The 15614-nt window shown below is 72.3% G+C and carries 13 protein-coding genes and 1 tRNA gene; 8 read left to right on the top strand and 6 right to left on the bottom strand.

Annotation, left to right across the window (positions count from 1 at the left end):
* Positions 1 to 66 precede the first annotated feature (66 nt).
* Complete coding sequence (locus BV907_RS12950) at positions 67 to 1629, top strand: HNH endonuclease signature motif containing protein (protein ID WP_077490124.1); 1563 nt, start codon at positions 67 to 69, stop codon at positions 1627 to 1629.
* A 69-nt stretch (positions 1630 to 1698) separates the two neighbouring features.
* On the opposite strand, the gene BV907_RS12945 is transcribed toward BV907_RS12950, so the two are convergent.
* Complete coding sequence (locus tag BV907_RS12945; protein ID WP_077490123.1) at positions 1699 to 2427, bottom strand: NUDIX hydrolase; 729 nt, start codon at positions 2425 to 2427, stop codon at positions 1699 to 1701.
* Between the two features lie 101 nt (positions 2428 to 2528).
* Here BV907_RS12945 and BV907_RS12940 point away from each other — a divergent pair, with 101 nt between their 5' ends.
* The 5 genes from BV907_RS12940 to BV907_RS12920 all read left to right on the top strand — a co-directional run bounded on the left by BV907_RS12940 (position 2529) and on the right by BV907_RS12920 (position 9947).
* Positions 2529 to 3575 carry an SPFH domain-containing protein gene (locus tag BV907_RS12940; RefSeq protein WP_077490122.1) on the top strand — a complete coding sequence of 349 codons (1047 nt, stop codon included), beginning with the start codon at positions 2529 to 2531 and terminating at the stop codon, positions 3573 to 3575.
* 9 nt (positions 3576 to 3584) lie between these two features.
* Positions 3585 to 4481, top strand: a complete 897-nt coding sequence (locus tag BV907_RS12935) for a diacylglycerol kinase catalytic domain-containing protein (RefSeq protein WP_077490121.1) — start codon at positions 3585 to 3587, stop codon at positions 4479 to 4481.
* Positions 4482 to 4609: 128 nt separating this feature from the next.
* Positions 4610 to 4682 (top strand) — tRNA-Arg (locus tag BV907_RS12930).
* Between the two features lie 115 nt (positions 4683 to 4797).
* A complete protein-coding gene (gene hrpA, locus BV907_RS12925; RefSeq protein WP_077490120.1) occupies positions 4798 to 8889 on the top strand; it encodes an ATP-dependent RNA helicase HrpA in 4092 nt (1363 codons plus the stop codon).
* Positions 8890 to 8954: 65 nt separating this feature from the next.
* Complete coding sequence (locus BV907_RS12920; RefSeq protein ID WP_077490119.1) at positions 8955 to 9947, top strand: beta-ketoacyl-ACP synthase 3; 993 nt, start codon at positions 8955 to 8957, stop codon at positions 9945 to 9947.
* Positions 9948 to 9999: 52 nt separating this feature from the next.
* On the opposite strand, the gene BV907_RS12915 is transcribed toward BV907_RS12920, so the two are convergent.
* Both BV907_RS12915 and BV907_RS12910 read right to left on the bottom strand, forming a co-directional pair.
* Positions 10000 to 10428, bottom strand: a complete 429-nt coding sequence (locus BV907_RS12915; protein WP_077490118.1) for an HIT family protein — start codon at positions 10426 to 10428, stop codon at positions 10000 to 10002.
* Positions 10429 to 10496: 68 nt separating this feature from the next.
* Entirely contained in the window at positions 10497 to 11387 is an 891-nt protein-coding gene (locus BV907_RS12910) for a sulfurtransferase (RefSeq protein ID WP_077490117.1), read from the bottom strand.
* Positions 11388 to 11476: 89 nt separating this feature from the next.
* Here BV907_RS12910 and BV907_RS12905 point away from each other — a divergent pair, with 89 nt between their 5' ends.
* Positions 11477 to 12577 (top strand): PLP-dependent cysteine synthase family protein, encoded by a 1101-nt coding sequence (locus BV907_RS12905; RefSeq protein ID WP_077490116.1) that lies wholly within the window; start codon positions 11477 to 11479, stop codon positions 12575 to 12577.
* Positions 12578 to 12598: 21 nt separating this feature from the next.
* Here BV907_RS12905 and BV907_RS12900 read toward each other — a convergent pair whose 3' ends face one another.
* Positions 12599 to 13288, bottom strand: a complete 690-nt coding sequence (locus tag BV907_RS12900; protein ID WP_077490115.1) for an MBL fold metallo-hydrolase — start codon at positions 13286 to 13288, stop codon at positions 12599 to 12601.
* A 65-nt stretch (positions 13289 to 13353) separates the two neighbouring features.
* Between BV907_RS12900 and BV907_RS12895 the strand changes: the two genes are divergently transcribed.
* Positions 13354 to 13809 (top strand): Fur family transcriptional regulator, encoded by a 456-nt coding sequence (locus BV907_RS12895; RefSeq protein ID WP_077490114.1) that lies wholly within the window; start codon positions 13354 to 13356, stop codon positions 13807 to 13809.
* Between the two features lie 45 nt (positions 13810 to 13854).
* On the opposite strand, the gene BV907_RS12890 is transcribed toward BV907_RS12895, so the two are convergent.
* Together BV907_RS12890 and BV907_RS12885 are read right to left on the bottom strand one after the other, a co-directional pair.
* Positions 13855 to 14760, bottom strand: coding sequence for a metal ABC transporter permease (locus tag BV907_RS12890; protein ID WP_077490113.1), 906 nt, complete (start codon positions 14758 to 14760; stop codon positions 13855 to 13857).
* A complete protein-coding gene (locus BV907_RS12885; RefSeq protein WP_175637458.1) occupies positions 14757 to 15584 on the bottom strand; it encodes a metal ABC transporter ATP-binding protein in 828 nt (275 codons plus the stop codon). Before BV907_RS12885 ends, BV907_RS12890 begins: the two co-directional genes overlap by 4 nt.
* Between the last annotated feature and the right edge of the window lie 30 nt (positions 15585 to 15614).

Genomic DNA, 15614 nt, shown 5'->3' with positions numbered 1-15614 from the left:
CCAGCCCGTGTCCACTAGACTTTCGTATATATCTTCGAATGAGTCCGCTGCTCGGGGGGTGAGCGCATGCCGATGCTGGCCGAACGGCTGCTGCCGCCCGACATCGCGTTCGCTTCCCGCCATCCGGAAGCCCTCCGTGGGACACTCTGGTTCGCGCCGGACACGTTCGACTCGCTCGAGGGAGTCCTCAACGGACTCCGGGCGATCGCGGATATGGATTCCTTCAATGCCTCCATGCGCGCTCTGCTCGTGGACCGCATGGCCCACCTGATCGCCGAGGAGCCCCTCGAGGGACGTGCCGGCCAGCCGGCGCGGCTCGGCGGAGACCATGCCCACGCCGTCGCCGTCTCGGAGCTCGCGCTCCTGCTGGGCACGTCCGAGAATGCAGCGGCCCGAACCCTGAACTTCTCCCAGTCGCTCGTCGGCCGGCATGAGGGCACCTATGAGGCCCTCTCCTCGGGAGACATCACCGAGGCCCACGCCCGCATCCTCGTCGAGCAGGCAGGGACGCTCCCCGAGGACGCCGCAGCCGCCTTCGAGGCTGAGGCCCTCCAGCGCGTGCGCACCCGTGCCGGGCACCGCCGCACGCCCGGCGAGTTCCGCCGGGTGGCACGGGACCTCCGCGAGCGCCTCCACCCGGAGTCCGTCGCCGTGCGCAAGGCCAAGGCCCGGGCGGACCGGGGCGTCTGGTACGAGCCCGCCGAGGACGGCATGTGCACCCTCACCGCGCTCCTGCCCGCCGAGACCGGCCTCGCGATGTACGAGCGCGTCGACGCCCTCGCCCGCGCAGCGCACGCCGTCGAGGGCGAGCACCGGACGCTGCCGCAACTGCGCGCCGACACCATCGCTCACCTCGCCCTGTCGCTCGCACCGGCGGGCACTGCGGAGGCGCCCATGCTCAAGGGCGCCGTCGGGGCCTCGGCAACAGCTGCCGAGCCCGGCGCGGGCTCTGCCCCTCAGATTCCAGAGGACTTCAGCTCGAACATCAAGGCCGAGATCGTCGTGCACATCCCGGCGGCCGTCCTGCTCGGCGCCTCGGATGACGTCGCCGAGCTCGAGGGCTATGGCGTCATCGACGCGACGACCGCCCGGCAGCTCGCCGCGGCCGCCCCGACCTGGGAGCGGCTCCTCACCGACGTGGAGGGCGTCCCGCTCAGTCTCGGCCGCACCGCCTATCGACCATCCGCGGGGCTGCGCCGCTTCATCCAGTATCGCGACGGCGAATGCCTCGTGCCCGGCTGCACATGCGCCGCCCATCGGTCCGAGGTCGACCACACGATCGAATGGCAAGACGGCGGCACCACCGACGCGAACAACCTGACCCTCCTGTGCCGCAAGCACCATGCCCTCAAGTCCCTCGCGCTGTTCCACTTGCGGCGAGCCGCGGGGACCCGCGCCTCGGATGGGGGGCCACCGGTCGTTCCGGGCGAGCTCGTGTGGGAGACGCTCCTCGGCCAGACGTTCCCCGTCGGTCCCGCAGACCGCGAACACATCCTCGGCCCGCGCCTGGCGCCCCTTGGGGCATCGCTGCCACGGCCCCCCAAAGACCCGCCAGCGGGGGACGCTCCGGCTCCCTTGCCACCCGATGCGCCCGCCGTCGTCGTGCGCAACGACCCGCCGCCGTTCTGATGCGCCCCGCGCAGCGCGGGGCCGATGAACGGCGCAAGCCCTCTCACCGCTCCGCTCACCCCATGGCGCCTAGAGCGGGCGCGGCCGCATGAGAGGCGGGTTGAGGACCGCGCGTCCGGGCTCGGCGCGGGCACGGTCGGCGAGCCGGAAGAGGGCGGCGGGCCGCCCGGCGTCGCCGGAGGAGACCCTTCCCGTGTCCTCGAGGAAGTCGGGCGTTCCCGTGGCCTTCCGGTGGAAGTTGCGGGGGTCGAGCCGCGTGCCCCATACGGCCTCGTAGACGGCCCGGAGCTGGCCGATCGTGAATTCCTCGCCGCAGAACGCCGCCGCGAGCGGCGAGTACTCGAGCTTCGAGCGGGCGCGTTCGACCGCGTCGCGGAGGATCCGCTCGTGGTCGAAGGCGAGGGCGAGCGTGCCGCCGAGGGCCTCCGCCACGGGGAACCAGTCGGCGTGCTCCGCGTCGCTGCCCGCGACGAGCACGGGGAAGTCCGGCGCGAGCAGGAGGTGGGCGACCGTGAGCACGTCGCCTCGCGGGTCGCGGCCCTTGGGCCCGTAGGTGGCCAGTTGCTCGAGGTGGCCAGGTACGCGCTCGACGCCGGTCTCCTCCGCGAGCTCCCGGCTCGCCGCCTCCCCGACATCCTCTCCCGATGTGACGAAGCCGCCGGGCAGGGCGAGCCGTCCCTTGAAGGGGTCGATGAGTCGGGTGACGAGCAGGACATTCAGCGAACCGTCCCGCACGGTCAGGGCGACGACGTCGACCGCTACGGGAAGGCACGGGAGGCGGGAAGGCGTCGAAGGCACGTCCTCACCGTATCCGTATTATCGTCACCTTGACAATAATCCTCGCCCCGCCTAGATTCTCTTTATCGTCATATTGACGAAAATTGAGGCAAGGAGGAGCCATGCCGACCATCAGGCACTATCCCTGGATCAACCACTTCCTGGGCAGCCCGACGGGCTACGTCGTGCACTTGCAGAAAGGCGTGGTCACGCACCAGGGAGTGGGCCAGGCGTTCTGGTTCCGCCCCGCGACCTCGGTGCTCAGCGAGGTGCCGGTAGACGACCAGGAACTCCCTACGCTCTTCCATGCACTCACCCGCGACCACCAGGATGTGAGCGTCCAAGCCAACGTCACCTACCGCTTCGCGGACCCGGTCACCGTCTCGGCCCGCCTCGACTTCGCGATGCGCGACGACTCCAAGCGGCCGGCGCGGGGGCGGGAGCAGGTGGCCACGATCGTGGGCCAGCTCTGCCAGAGCCTGAGCATCGACCACCTCGCGACGCTGACGCTGGCAGAGGCCCTCGCCCGGGGCAACGGCGAGCTCCGCGACCTGCTCTCGGCCGGGCTCGCGAGCGACGAACGCCTCGTGACCACCGGAATCCGGATCATCGGGGTCCGCGTCCTCGCCGTTCGCCCCGAGGCCGACGTGGAACGCGCCCTGCAGACGCCCGTCCGCGAGCAGCTGCAGTCGGAGGCCGACCGGGCCACCTACGAGCGGCGGGCCCTCGCCGTCGAACGCGAGCGTGCCATCTCCGAGAACGAGCTCGCGAACCAGATCCGGCTCGCTGCGCAGCGCGAGCGGCTCGTGTCCCAAGAGGGCGCGAACGCCCGGCTCGAGGCCGAGGAGCATGCAGCGGCCAGCCTGATCGGCGCACGCTCTCAGGCCGAGCAGCGCGGGCTCGCGGCGGAGGCCGAGGCAGGGCAGATCCGCATCGTGGGCGAGGCAGAGGCGGCCAGGGAGGCCGCCGCGCTGGACGCGTACCGGACCGTGGACCAGGGCACGCTCCTCGCCCTGGCCCTGCGCGAAGCGGCGGGACGGCTCCCGGCCATCGAGAGCCTCACCATCACCCCGGACATGCTCACCTCGGCCGTCGCGGCCCTGACCCGCCTGGCCTCGCACCCTGCGGGCTCGGCGGGCTCGGCGGGCTCGGCGAGCCACGAGATCTAGGAGGCCCCCGTGGGAAAGCCGAGGCTCGTCCTGGTCCACCGGCGCACCGAGCTCGACGAGCTCCTCGAACGGCACGCGACGCGCGGCCAGGCGGAGTTCTTCCTCGGGCTGCGGGGGCGAAGCCTGTCGGAGGTCGAGGAGCAGCACGACGTCATCCGGGCCGCACTGCAGCAGGTCCGCGAGGCCCTCCCCCTTGCCTGGCGTCTGGCCCAGATCGAGCGCTCCGACCTCAGCCGCTTCCTGTGGGAGCCGGACGACGTCATCGCCGTCGTCGGGCAGGACGGGCTCGTGGCCAATACCGCGAAGTACCTCGCCGGGCAGCCTGTCATCGGCGTCAATCCGCTGCCGGGCGTCAATGCGGGAAGCCTCGTCCGGCATTCTCCGGACGAGGCGGTGCGGCTCATCGGCGCGGCAGCAGAGGCCTCGGCGTCAGCCCTCAGGTCCGAGGAGCTCACGATGGTGCGGGCGCGGCTCGACGACGGCCAGGAGCTCTGCGCCCTCAATGAGGTGTTCGTCGGCCACGCGTCCCACCAATCGGCGCGATACACGGTGGCCACCCCGGACGGCGGCTCCGAGCTGCAGTCCTCGTCCGGCCTCATCATCTCGAGCGGCACGGGCTCGACAGGCTGGTGCGCGTCCATCGCCAGGGACCGCGGAGGCCGCCGCCTCCCCCTGCCGACCGAGCGCCGGCTGGCCTGGTTCGTCCGCGAGGCGTGGCCGTCGCCCGCCACAGGCACCGCGCTGACCGAGGGCGTCCTGACCCGCGGCGAGGAACTCCGCATCACCGTCATGTCGGGCCAGCTAGTGGTCTTCGGCGACGGCATCGAGGCGGACCGGCTCGATGCCGGCTGGGGGCAGGAGATCGCCGTCGGCCTCGCCGACCGCCCCCTCCTCCTCGTCGCGTGACGGGCCAGCGCAGGAGCGGCCCCACGCGCCGAGAGTCCCGGCGGAAGCGGCGCCGCGCGGGCAGGCGCGAGTTTGCATCGGCACCCCCGGCAGCTGATAAGCTCAGTGAGTTCCCACCGGGACGAGCTGCCCTCGTAGCTCAGGGGATAGAGCGTCTGCCTCCGGAGCAGAAGGCCGTAGGTTCGAATCCTATCGAGGGCACATCCAGCGATGTCCGTGGACGTCGTCAGAAGGCCCCGCCGAGTCGCACGAGACTCAGCGGGGCCTTCTCTCGTCTGCGGGTGCACGCGGACGGTGCAACTAGACTGGACCAGCCATGGCCTTGACGATCACCTACCCCGCCGCCCTCCCCGTCTCCGAGCGCCGCGAGGAGCTCATGGAGGCCATCGCCGCCCACCAGGTGACGATCATCGCGGGTGAGACCGGCTCCGGGAAGACCACGCAGATCCCCAAGATGTGCCTCGAGCTGGGCCTGGGCGAGAAGGGCCTCATCGGGCACACGCAGCCCCGCCGGCTTGCCGCGCGCACGGTCGCCGAGCGCATCGCGGAGGAGCTCGGCGTCGAACTGGGTCAGGAGGTCGGCTTCCAGGTCCGCTTCACGGGCGAGGTCGGGCCGCAGACGCGCGTCAAGCTCATGACCGACGGCATCCTTCTCGCGGAGATCCAGCGGGACCGGCTGCTGAAGAAGTACTCGACGATCATCATCGACGAGGCCCACGAGCGCAGCCTCAACATCGACTTCATCCTGGGCTACCTCAAGCGGGTCCTCCCCCAGCGTCCCGACCTCAAGGTCATCATCACCTCGGCCACGATCGACCCGGAGCGCTTCGCACGGCACTTCGCCCAAGAGGTTCCCGGCGAGGAGCCCGAGCGCGCCCCCATCCTCGAGGTCTCGGGCCGCACGTACCCGGTCGAGATCCGGTACCGGCCGCTCGTCGCCGAACCCGCCAGCGATGACGAGGACGGCGAGGGCGGCGCCCCCGACGACCCTCTGGAGGAGGACCGCGACCCGCTCGACGCGGTGTGCGACGCCGTCGACGAGCTCTCGCGCGAGGCCCCCGGGGACATCCTCATCTTCTTCTCGGGCGAGCGCGAGATCCGCGACGCCGCCGAGGCCCTCGCAGGCCGGATCCAGCGCAACCCGCGGATGGCGGACGCCGAGATCCTGCCCCTCTTCGCCCGCCTCTCCCTCGCCGAGCAGCACCGCGTCTTCACCCCGGGAGCGCGGCGGCGCATCGTCCTGGCCACGAACGTCGCCGAGACGTCCCTCACGGTCCCCGGGATCAAGTACGTCATCGACACGGGCACCGCCCGCATCTCGCGCTACTCGCACCGCACTAAGGTCCAGCGCCTGCCGATCGAGCGCGTCTCCCAGGCCTCGGCGAACCAGCGCGCGGGCCGCTGCGGCCGCGTCTCCGACGGCATCTGCATCCGCCTCTACTCGGAGGAGGACTACCTCTCGCGGCCCGAGTTCACGGACCCGGAGATCCTGCGCACGAACCTCGCTGCCGTCATCCTCCAGATGACCGCGATGGGGATCGCGCGCGGGCCCAAGGACGTCGAGGCGTTCCCCTTCGTCGAGCCGCCGGAGTCGCGCGCGATCAACGACGGCGTGGCCCTCCTGCGCGAGCTCGGCGCCCTCGCGGAGGCGGGGAACGCGAAGGGCGGCCTCAGCGCCGTCGGCCACCAGCTCGCCCAGCTGCCGGTCGATCCCCGCCTCGGACGCATGATCGTCGAGGCGTCCCGCCGCGACTGCGTCCGCGAGGTCATGGTCCTCGCCGCCGCCCTGACGATCCAGGATCCTCGCGAGCGGCCCTCGGCTGAGACCGGAAAGAAGCAGGCCGCGGAGGAGAAGCACGCGCGCTTCAAGGACGAGAACTCCGACTTCACCGGCTACCTCAACCTGTGGAACTATCTGCAGGAGAAGCAGCAGGAGCTCTCGTCCTCGGCGTTCCGGCGCCTGTGCAAGGCCGAGTTCATCAACTTCCTGCGCGTGCGCGAGTGGCAGGAGCTCTTCGCCCAGCTGCGGCAGCTCGCGCGCCCGCTCGGCATCAGCGCGGGCCAGGGCCGCGGCGAGGTGCGGCTCGACGCCGTCGGGAAGCACGACGCCGTGCACCAGTCGCTGCTCGCAGGCCTCACGAGCCAGATCGGCCTGCTCGACGAGCGCAAGGGCGAGCGTGGGCGGGAGTACGTCGGCGCCCGCGGGACGCGCTTCGCCATCTTCCCGGGCTCGGCCCTGTTCAAGAAGAACCCGACCTATGTCATGGCCGCCGAGCTCGTCGAGACGAGCCGGCTCTGGGCCCGCACCGCGGCGAAGATGGACCCCGCGTGGGCCGAGCTCGTCGCGCCGCACCTCGTCAAGCGCTCCTACTCGGAGCCGCACTGGTCCAAGCGCGCCGGCGCCGTCATGGCGTACGAGAAGGTCACGCTCTACGGCGTGACCCTCGTGGCGCAGCGGCGCGTCAACTACGGCCGGATCGACCCGCCAGTGGCCCGGGAGCTGTTCATCCGGCACGCCCTCGTCGACGGCGAGTGGACTACACGCCACCACTTCTTCGCCCGCAACCGGGCCCTGCTCGAAGAGGTCGAGGAGCTCGAGACGCGCGTGCGACGCCGTGGCCTGAGGGTCGACGACGAGGACCTCGTCGAGTTCTACGACGCGCGCCTGCCCGAGGGCATCGTCTCGGAGCGCCACTTCGACTCGTGGTGGAGAAAGGCCCGCCAGAAGGACCCGCACCTGCTCGACTTCGACCGGGCCCTGCTCCTGCGCCAGGAGGCCGAGGACACCCTCGAAAGCGCGGACGCCGCCTACCCCACCGTGTGGCGGCAGGCCGGCTTCGACCTCCCGCTCGCGTACGAGTTCCATCCTGTCGCGCGCGGCGGCATGCAGGACGGCACGCCGGAGCTGGGCGACGGCGTGACCGCCGAGGTCCCCGTGCTGTTCCTCAACCAGCTCGACCCGGAACCCTTCCGCTGGCAGATCCCGGGCCTGCGGACCGAGCTCGTCACGGCCCTCATCAAGTCCCTGCCCAAGCAGGTGCGCAAGAGCTTCGTGCCCGCCCCGGACGTCGCCCGGCAGGCCGTCGCCGCGCTCGAGGCCGACTTCGACCCCGCTCAGGACTCCCTCACGGATTCCCTCGAGCTCGTGCTGCGCCGGCTCAAGGGCCAGATCATCCCGCCCGGGTCCTGGAACTGGGAGGCAGTCCCGCCGCACCTGACGATGGCCTTCAGCGTCGTCGACCCGAAGGGGACCGTGCTCGGCGCGGGGAAGGACCTCGCGGCCCTCAAGGAGCAGCTCGCCCCGGCGACCCGCAGGGCCATCGCCGAGTCCCTCGGCGCGACGCCCACCCCGCCGACGTCGGGGGGCATGCCGCCGAAAAGGGGGACTGTGCCGCCGAAGTCGGGGGGTATGCCGCCGAAGAGGGGGTCTGGCACCGCGGCCTCAGGGTCAGTGAGCACGACGGCGGCCACCTCCGAGCGCGGCGGCGTCACCGAAAGCGGAGGCCTCGCCGAGAGGATCGGGCTCACCGAGTGGAGCGTGGGCACGATCCCCCGCACGGCGAGCACGACCGTCGCGGGCCACACGGTGACGGGCTACCCGGCTCTCATCGACGAACAGCTCGAGGGCCGCCCCAAGGGCTCCTCCCGGGGGACGGCGGGCCTGCGCGTCTTCCAGACGGAGGAGGACCAGCTCGCCGCGCACCGCGCCGGCGTCATCCGCCTCCTCGCCCTGCGCGTTCCGCCGCCGGACCGCTACGTCCTCGAGCACCTGAACAACCGTGAGAAGCTCACGTTCAGCCAGAACCCGCACGGCTCCGTCGCTGACCTCATCGCCGACTGCGTCCTCGCGGCCATCGACCGCCTCGTGCCCGCGGCCCTGCCGTGGGACCGCGCGGCCTTCGACGCGCTCTACGACGAGGTCCGCGCCGAGCTCATCGACACCGTCTTCGCCGTGACCGCGATCGTGGAGCAGGTCCTCGCCGCGTCGCTGCGCATCGGCAAGGCGCTCCGGGGCTCGACAAGCCTGGCCCTCGTCTCGGGCCTGAATGACATCAAGGCCCAGCTCGAGCAGCTCGTGTACCCGGGCTTCGTCGCGCAGACGGGCTACGCCCAGCTCGCGCACCTGCCGCGCTATCTCGCCGCGATGGAGCGCCGGCTCGAGAAGATGCCCGCGAACGTCCAGCGCGACGCCGTCGCGATGGCCACAGTCCAGTCCCTCGAGGACGACTACGACGACGCCGCGGCCGCCCTCGCGGCCGGCGGCCGCCACCGCGCGAAACTCGAACGCGTGCGCTGGATGATCGAGGAGCTGCGCGTCAGCCTCTTCGCCGTCGAGCTCGGAACCGCCGGGAAGGTTTCCGAGAAGCGCGTCCGCCAGGCTCTGAACGAGGCCCTCGCCCCGGCGTAGCCGGTCCCCTGCCGCTGTCCCCTCCTCCGGCCCCCGCGGCCTCGCCCACCACCCGAAAGGACCCCATGCCCGTGCTCCGCCTCCCCCCGACGGCCGCCGGCACCGAGATCGCCGGCCTCGGCCATGCCGACGCCTCCCGGCTCATGGACAACCACGAGCTCGAGACGATGATGGACACCTCGGACGAGTGGATCCGGCAGCGCACGGGGATCGTGACGCGCCGGATCGCTGACGGCCAGACCGTCGCAGACCTCGCCGCGGAGGCCGCCCGGCACGCGCTCGAGGACTCGGGCGTAGGCGCCGAGGAGATCGACCTCGTGATCGTCGCGACGACCACGGCCGAGGAACGCTCCCCGAACACCGCCGGCCGCGTCGCCGAAGCCCTGGGACTCGGCACCGACGGCGCCGGCGAGCGCGGCCCCGGCATCGTGGACGTCAACACGGCATGCTCGGGCTTCGAGTACGCCCTCGCCGTCGCGGACCAGTCCATCCGCACGGGCTCGGCGACGCACGCGCTCGTCATCGGCGCCGAGAAGCTCTCCTCGGTCACGGACTGGACGGACCGGACGACGGCGGTTCTCACCGCCGACGGCGCCGGCGCCGCCGTCGTGCGCGCCGCGGAGGCGCCGCGGATCGGCCCTGTCGTGTGGGGCTCGAAGCCCGCGATGGCCGGCTCCGTGACGATCTCGCCGCCCACGGGGACCTTCGCCCAGAACGGCCGGGACGTGCTGCGCTGGGCGCTCACCGAGGCCGCGGGCCACGCGCGCTCTGCGGTCGAGCGGTCCGGCCTGGCGCTCGAGGACATCGAGGTCCTCGTCACGCACCAGGCGAACCTGCGCATCATCGAGCCGCTCGCCGAGGCGCTCGGCCTCGCCGACCGCGTCGTCGTCACCGACGTCACGGAGTCGGGCAACACGTCCGCCGCGAGCGTCCCGCTCGGCCTGAGCCGCTGGTGGCATGCCGGCCGGATCCCCGCCGACGTGCCCGCCCTACTCTTCGGCTTCGGCGGCGGCTTCACCTTCGCCGGCATGGTCGCGATGACGCCGCGCAGGGACTGAACGACCCCTGACGCACCGGCCCCCTGTCGCACTGGCCGGCGCAGCGCGCCCGTCAGGCCTCCGGGACGGAGTCCCCGTGGCCTGCGGCGCGCAGGGCCGCGCGGAGCTTCTCGGCGGCCGCGTCCATGACGGCGGGGTCCGGATTGTGCTGGGCGCGCTTGAAGTCGAACTCAGCCTCGGAGTTGGACGGCCACACGTGCAGGTGGAGGTGGTGGACCTCGAAGCCGGCGATGATGACGCCCGCCCGCTCGGCGTCGAACGCCTCGACCTGCGCCTTGCCGATGATCTGGGCGACGGCGGCGACCTTCGCGAAGAGCTCCGGGGACGCGTCCGTCCACCGGTCCACCTCCTCGCGCGGGACGACGAGCGTGTGCCCCTCAGCGAGGGGCCCGATGCTCAGGAAGGCCACGACCTCGTCGTCCTTCCAGACGAAGCGGCCGGGGATCTCGCCGTCGATGATCTTGGTGAAGATGCTGCTCATGGGCTTCCTCTCGGGGGGCAGGACGCGGGCGAGCTTGTCCGCGCCGGGGAGGGCAGGGCGTCCGGGTGTCATGAGGCCGACGCTATCCCATGCTGGAGCCCGGACGGGTCGGCGCCGACGGCCACGGGGCGCTCCGGGTCGCGGGACCACTGGGAGAACGAGCCGGGGTACAGGGCGGCCCGGATCCCGGCCACCGCGAGGGCGGCAACGCTGTGCGCGGCGGTGACGCCCGAGCCGCAGTACACGGCCACGGGCCGGCCTGCCTGCACGCCCAGCCGGGCGTAGCGCTCGCGCAGGGCGGCGGCGGGCAGGAACGTCCCGTCCTCGGAGAGGTTCGCTGCCGTGGGGGCGCTCACGGCCCCGGGGATGTGGCCAGCGCGCGGGTCCACGGGCTCCGTCTCGCCGCGATACCGTTCCCCTGCGCGGGCATCGAGGAGCACGCCCGGGAACTCCGCGGCCTCGTCGGCGCCGATCACGGGAAGCTGCCCGGGGCGCAGGCGCACGCTCCCGAGGGCCGCGACCTCGTGACCCGTCTCGAGGGGCAGGCCAGCGCGCGTCCAGGCCGCGAGGCCGCCGTCGAGGATCGTGACGTCCCCCACGCCGGCATCGCGCAGCATCCACCACGCGCGGGCCGCTGACTGCCCGGCGCAGTCGTCGTAGACGACGACCGCATCGCCGTCGTCGATCCCCCACCTCCGCGCGGACTCCTCGAAATGATCCGCGGCGGGGAGCGGGTGGCGGCCGTCGGCCGCCTCCTCGGCGCTGCCGGGGGCGACGGGGACGGCGAGCTCGCTCGGCAGGTCCGCGTACACGGCGCCCGGGAGGTGGCCCTGCGCGTACGCGGTGCGCCCGTCGGGACCGCCGAGCTGCCAGCGGACGTCGAGGACCACCGTCCGCAACCCGGCATCCATCCGCCGCGCCAGGTCTCCCACGGAGACCAGGACCTGCTCTGTGCTCATCGCCACTCCTTCGTGAGGATCGTCCAGCCCTGCGCGCCGGGATGTGCGCGCACGCACTCCCACCCTAGTCCCGCGGATAGGCTGTTGCGGTGGATTCACCAGCACCAGCAGCCACCCCAGATCCCCGCGGGAGCGAGCGCGCGTGGGCCGACGAGGCCATCCGCCGCATCGAAGCGGACGCCCGGCGCAGCGCGGACACCCACCTGCACGCCGTGCCGCTGCCCGCCGAGTGGGGCGTGGACCTGTACGTCAAGGACGAGTCGACGCACCGCACGGGCAGCCTCAAGCACCGCCTGGCCCGCTCGCTGTTCCTCTTCGGCCTCGTCAACGGCTGGATCCGCGAGGGCACGATGGTCGTTGAGGCCTCGAGCGGCAGCACGGCCGTGTCCGAGGCCTACTTCGCGCGGCTCATCGGCGTGCCGTTCACGGCGGTCGTGACGCGCGGGACGAGCCACGAGAAGCTCGCCCTCATCGAGTCCTACGGAGGCCGCATCCACACCGTCGAGCAGGCCGGCGAGGTGTACGGCGAGGCCGCGCGGCTCGCCGAGGCGTGCGGCGGCCACTACCTTGACCAGTTCACGTACGCCGAGCGCGCCACCGACTGGCGCGGGAACAACAACATCGCCGAGACGATCTTCGACCAGCTGGCCCTCGAGCCGCACCCCGTCCCGCGCTGGATCGTCGTCGGCGCAGGCACGGGCGGCACGAGCACGACGATCGGCCGCTACGTGCGCTACCGCCGCCTCGCGACCCGGCTCGCCGTCGTGGACCCCGAGGGCTCGGCCTTCTACCCGAGCTGGGCCTCGGGCACCGCGGCAACGGGAACCGGGTCCCGGATCGAGGGCATCGGCCGGCCCCGGCTCGAGCCGAGCTTCAATCCGCGGATCGTGGACCGCATGCTGCAGGTCCCCGACGGCGCCTCGGTCGCCGCGATGCGCGACGCGCGGGAGCGGCTCGGGCTCGACGCCGGGCCTTCTACGGGCACGAACCTGTGGGGCGTGTGGCAGCTCGTGGCCGAGATGGCTGCGGCGGGCGAGCGAGGGAGCATCGTCACCCTCATGTGCGACGCGGGCTCGCGCTACGCCGAGTCCTACGGCGACGACGCATGGGTCGCCGAGCGGGGCCTCGACCCGGCGCCGTTCGGGAGCGTCATCGAGGAGTTCTTCGCGACGGGCCGCTGGCGGGGCTGACGGGCCGGCGGGGGCTGACGCCTAGAGCTCCGTCGACCCGCCGGGGGCGAGCGGGGTGTACTCGGTGCCGTACTGCCGGCTCACGCGCTGCACGTGCTTCTCGACGACGCCGAGCCCGCGCTCGTTGAGGAGCGCGTTGTGGATCGGCAGCGCCCGCTTGGGCCGCACGGCGATGAGGAAGTCGAGAACCTCCCCGACGCGACTCCACGGCGCGTGGATCGGCACGAGGAGCGTGGGCACCTCGACGCCGTGGGGCACGGTGAAGGAGTCCCCGGGATGGAACACCGTGCCGTCGACGAGGTAGCCGATGTTGGGGACGACGGGAACGCTCGCGTGGATGAGGGCGTGCTGGCTCCCGAAGGTCCGCACCGGGAAGCTGCCGGCCTCGAACTCCGCGCCTGGCTCGACCGTGTGGACCCGGCCCGCGGCCTCCGGCGCGGCCTCGCGCAGGGAGCGGGCGACGCCGTCGGGCGCCCACGCCTCGAGCCCCGCGTTCGCCGCGAGCACGGGCGCGACGCGCGGGATGTCGACGTGGTCCGGGTGCTCGTGCGTGACGAGGAGCGCATGCGCGCCGTCGAGCGCCTCCTCGACCTCGGAGAAGTTCCCGGGATCGATGACGAGCACACGCTCGGCACTGCTGCCGCTGGTCCCGCTGCTCTCGCTGGCCTTGCTGAGCCGGACGCAGGAGTGGGTGTACTTCGTCAGCTTCATGGCGGCCAGTCTAGTTCCGGACGCTTGCTAGGCTGGAAGACCAGCAGCAGAGGAACGGAGGACACGTGGCAGAGACGACGGCGCATGGCACGGCGCGCCGTGGGGGCCGCGAGCAGAGGGTGACGAAGCAGAGGCTCGCCGTCTCGGCGGCCCTTGACCGGCTCCAGGACTTCGTCAGCACGCAGGACCTGCACCGGCTCCTGCATGACGAGGGCGCCTCTGTCTCCCTGGCCACGACGTACCGGATCCTCCAGTCCATGGCCGATGAGGGCCTCGTGGACGTCCTGCGCACGGACGACGGCGAGGCCGTGTACCGCCGCTGCGAGGCCACTGGCCACCACCACCACCTCGTGTGCCGCCGCTGCGGCCGCGCCGTGGACATCGAGGCACCCGCTGTCGAGACGTGGGCGAGCCACGTGGCGCGCGAGCACGGGTACACGGCGATCGAGCACACCGTCGAGATCTTCGGCCTGTGCCCCGAGTGCACGGCGATCGTGGCGCGCGAGGCCGCCGAGGCCTGAGGACGGAGCGCGGCCCGGCCCGCGGGCCGGGCCGCGCTTTGAGCGTCAGGCCGCGACCGGCGTCGTGCGCTCCTTCTCCCCCGCGGCGAGGACGCGGCCGTTGGCCCCCCGCCGGCGCCGCACCCGGCCGGTGACGGCGCACACGGCGTAGATGAGGAACGAGAGCGTCGTGATGTAGGGGCTGATCGGCAGCCGGCCGCCGAGCGCGAGCAGGATCCCCCCGACGGTCGCGACGACCGCGAACACGATGCTCAGCACGAGCGTCAGACGCGGCGAGGACGTGACCTTGAGCGCGGCCGCGGCCGGGGTGATGAGGAGGGCAAGGACGAGCAGGGCGCCGACGACCTGGATCGAGAGCGCGACGCTCACGCCGAGCACGAGCAGGAAGAGGACCGACAGGCCGCGCACCGGGACGCCCGCGGCGACGGCCATCTCGGGGTCCACGCTCGAGAACGTCAGCGGGCGCCACACGGCCACGAGGACCAGGACGACGACGAGCGCCGTCACCGCGAGCAGCTGGAGCTGGACCGTGTCCACGGCGACGATCTGGCCCGTGAGCAGGCCGAACTTGTTGGCGGCCCGGCCCTCGTAGAGCGCGAGGAAGAGGATGCCGAGGCCGAGCCCGAAGGGCATGAGGACCCCGATCACGGAGTTCTTCTCGCGCGCCCTGCCGCCCATGAACGCGATGAGCAGGGAAGCGACGACCGATCCCACGAGCGATCCGGCGACGACATCCGTCCCCACGAGCAGCGCGAACGCCGCGCCGGCGAAGGAGAGCTCGGAGATCCCATGCACCGCGAAGGCGAGGTCCCGCTTCATGACGAACGTGCCCACAAGCCCGCCGAGCAGGCCGAGGACGGCCCCCGCCCAGACCGAGGTCTGCACGAGGGCGAGGATCTCCCCGTAGTTCTCGAACGAGAACACCGCGCCGAGGATGTCGCCGAGGCTCACGCGGGCTCCTTCTCGTGGGGGTCCTGGTGCTCGTGGTGGTGGGTGGTCGCGTCGGGCAGGCCGACGACGACGATCCGCCCGTTGACGCGTGAGACCTCGACCCGGCTGCCGTACAGCTCGGAGAGCACCTCGGTCGTCATGACCTCCTCGGGCTCGCCGACCCGGAACTTCCCGTCCGCGAGGTAGAGGACGCGGTCCACGTAGTCGAGGATCGGGTTGATCTCGTGGGTGACGAACACGACCGCCGTGCCGTGCTCGCGCCGCTGGGCGTCGATGAGCCGGCTCACGGCCTGCTGGTGGTTGAGGTCGAGGGAGAGCAGCGGCTCGTCGCAGAGCAGGACGCGCGGCCGGGACGCGATGGCCTGCGCCACGCGCAGCCGCTGCTGCTCGCCGCCCGAGAGCTGCCCCACGGGGACCCTCGCGTAGCTGCCCGCCCCCACCGTGGCGAGGAGCTCGTCCACACGCGCCGCGACGGAGCGACGGTTGAGGCGCACGCCCCAGCGGTGCCCGTCGATGCCGAGCGCGACGAGGTCCCGCGCCCGCAGCGGCGTGTCAGCCGCGAACGAGCGCTGTTGCGGGATGTAGCCGATGCCCTCGCCGCGGCCCACCGGCCGGCCGGCGACCTCGACGGTCCCCGCCGTGAGCGGCACGACGCCGAGCAGCGCCTTGAGGAAGCTCGTCTTGCCACTGCCGTTGGGCCCGAGGACCGCGAAGAACTCGCCTGGCCGGACGTCGAGGTCGAGCCCCGTCCAGAGCGGCCGCGCGCCGAAGGCGAGGCTCGCGCCGCGCAGCCGCACGGCCGGGGCGTCGGCCACTCGTGTCATGACCTCTGAGTCTAGGGCAGTCGGGCCCGG

Origin of the sequence: Sinomonas mesophila, assembly GCF_001999765.1 — a bacterium.
GTDB classification, from domain to species: domain Bacteria; phylum Actinomycetota; class Actinomycetes; order Actinomycetales; family Micrococcaceae; genus Sinomonas; species Sinomonas mesophila.
The sequence above is the reverse complement of the archived record's forward strand: the minus strand, read 5'-3'. Positions and strand labels throughout refer to the sequence as shown.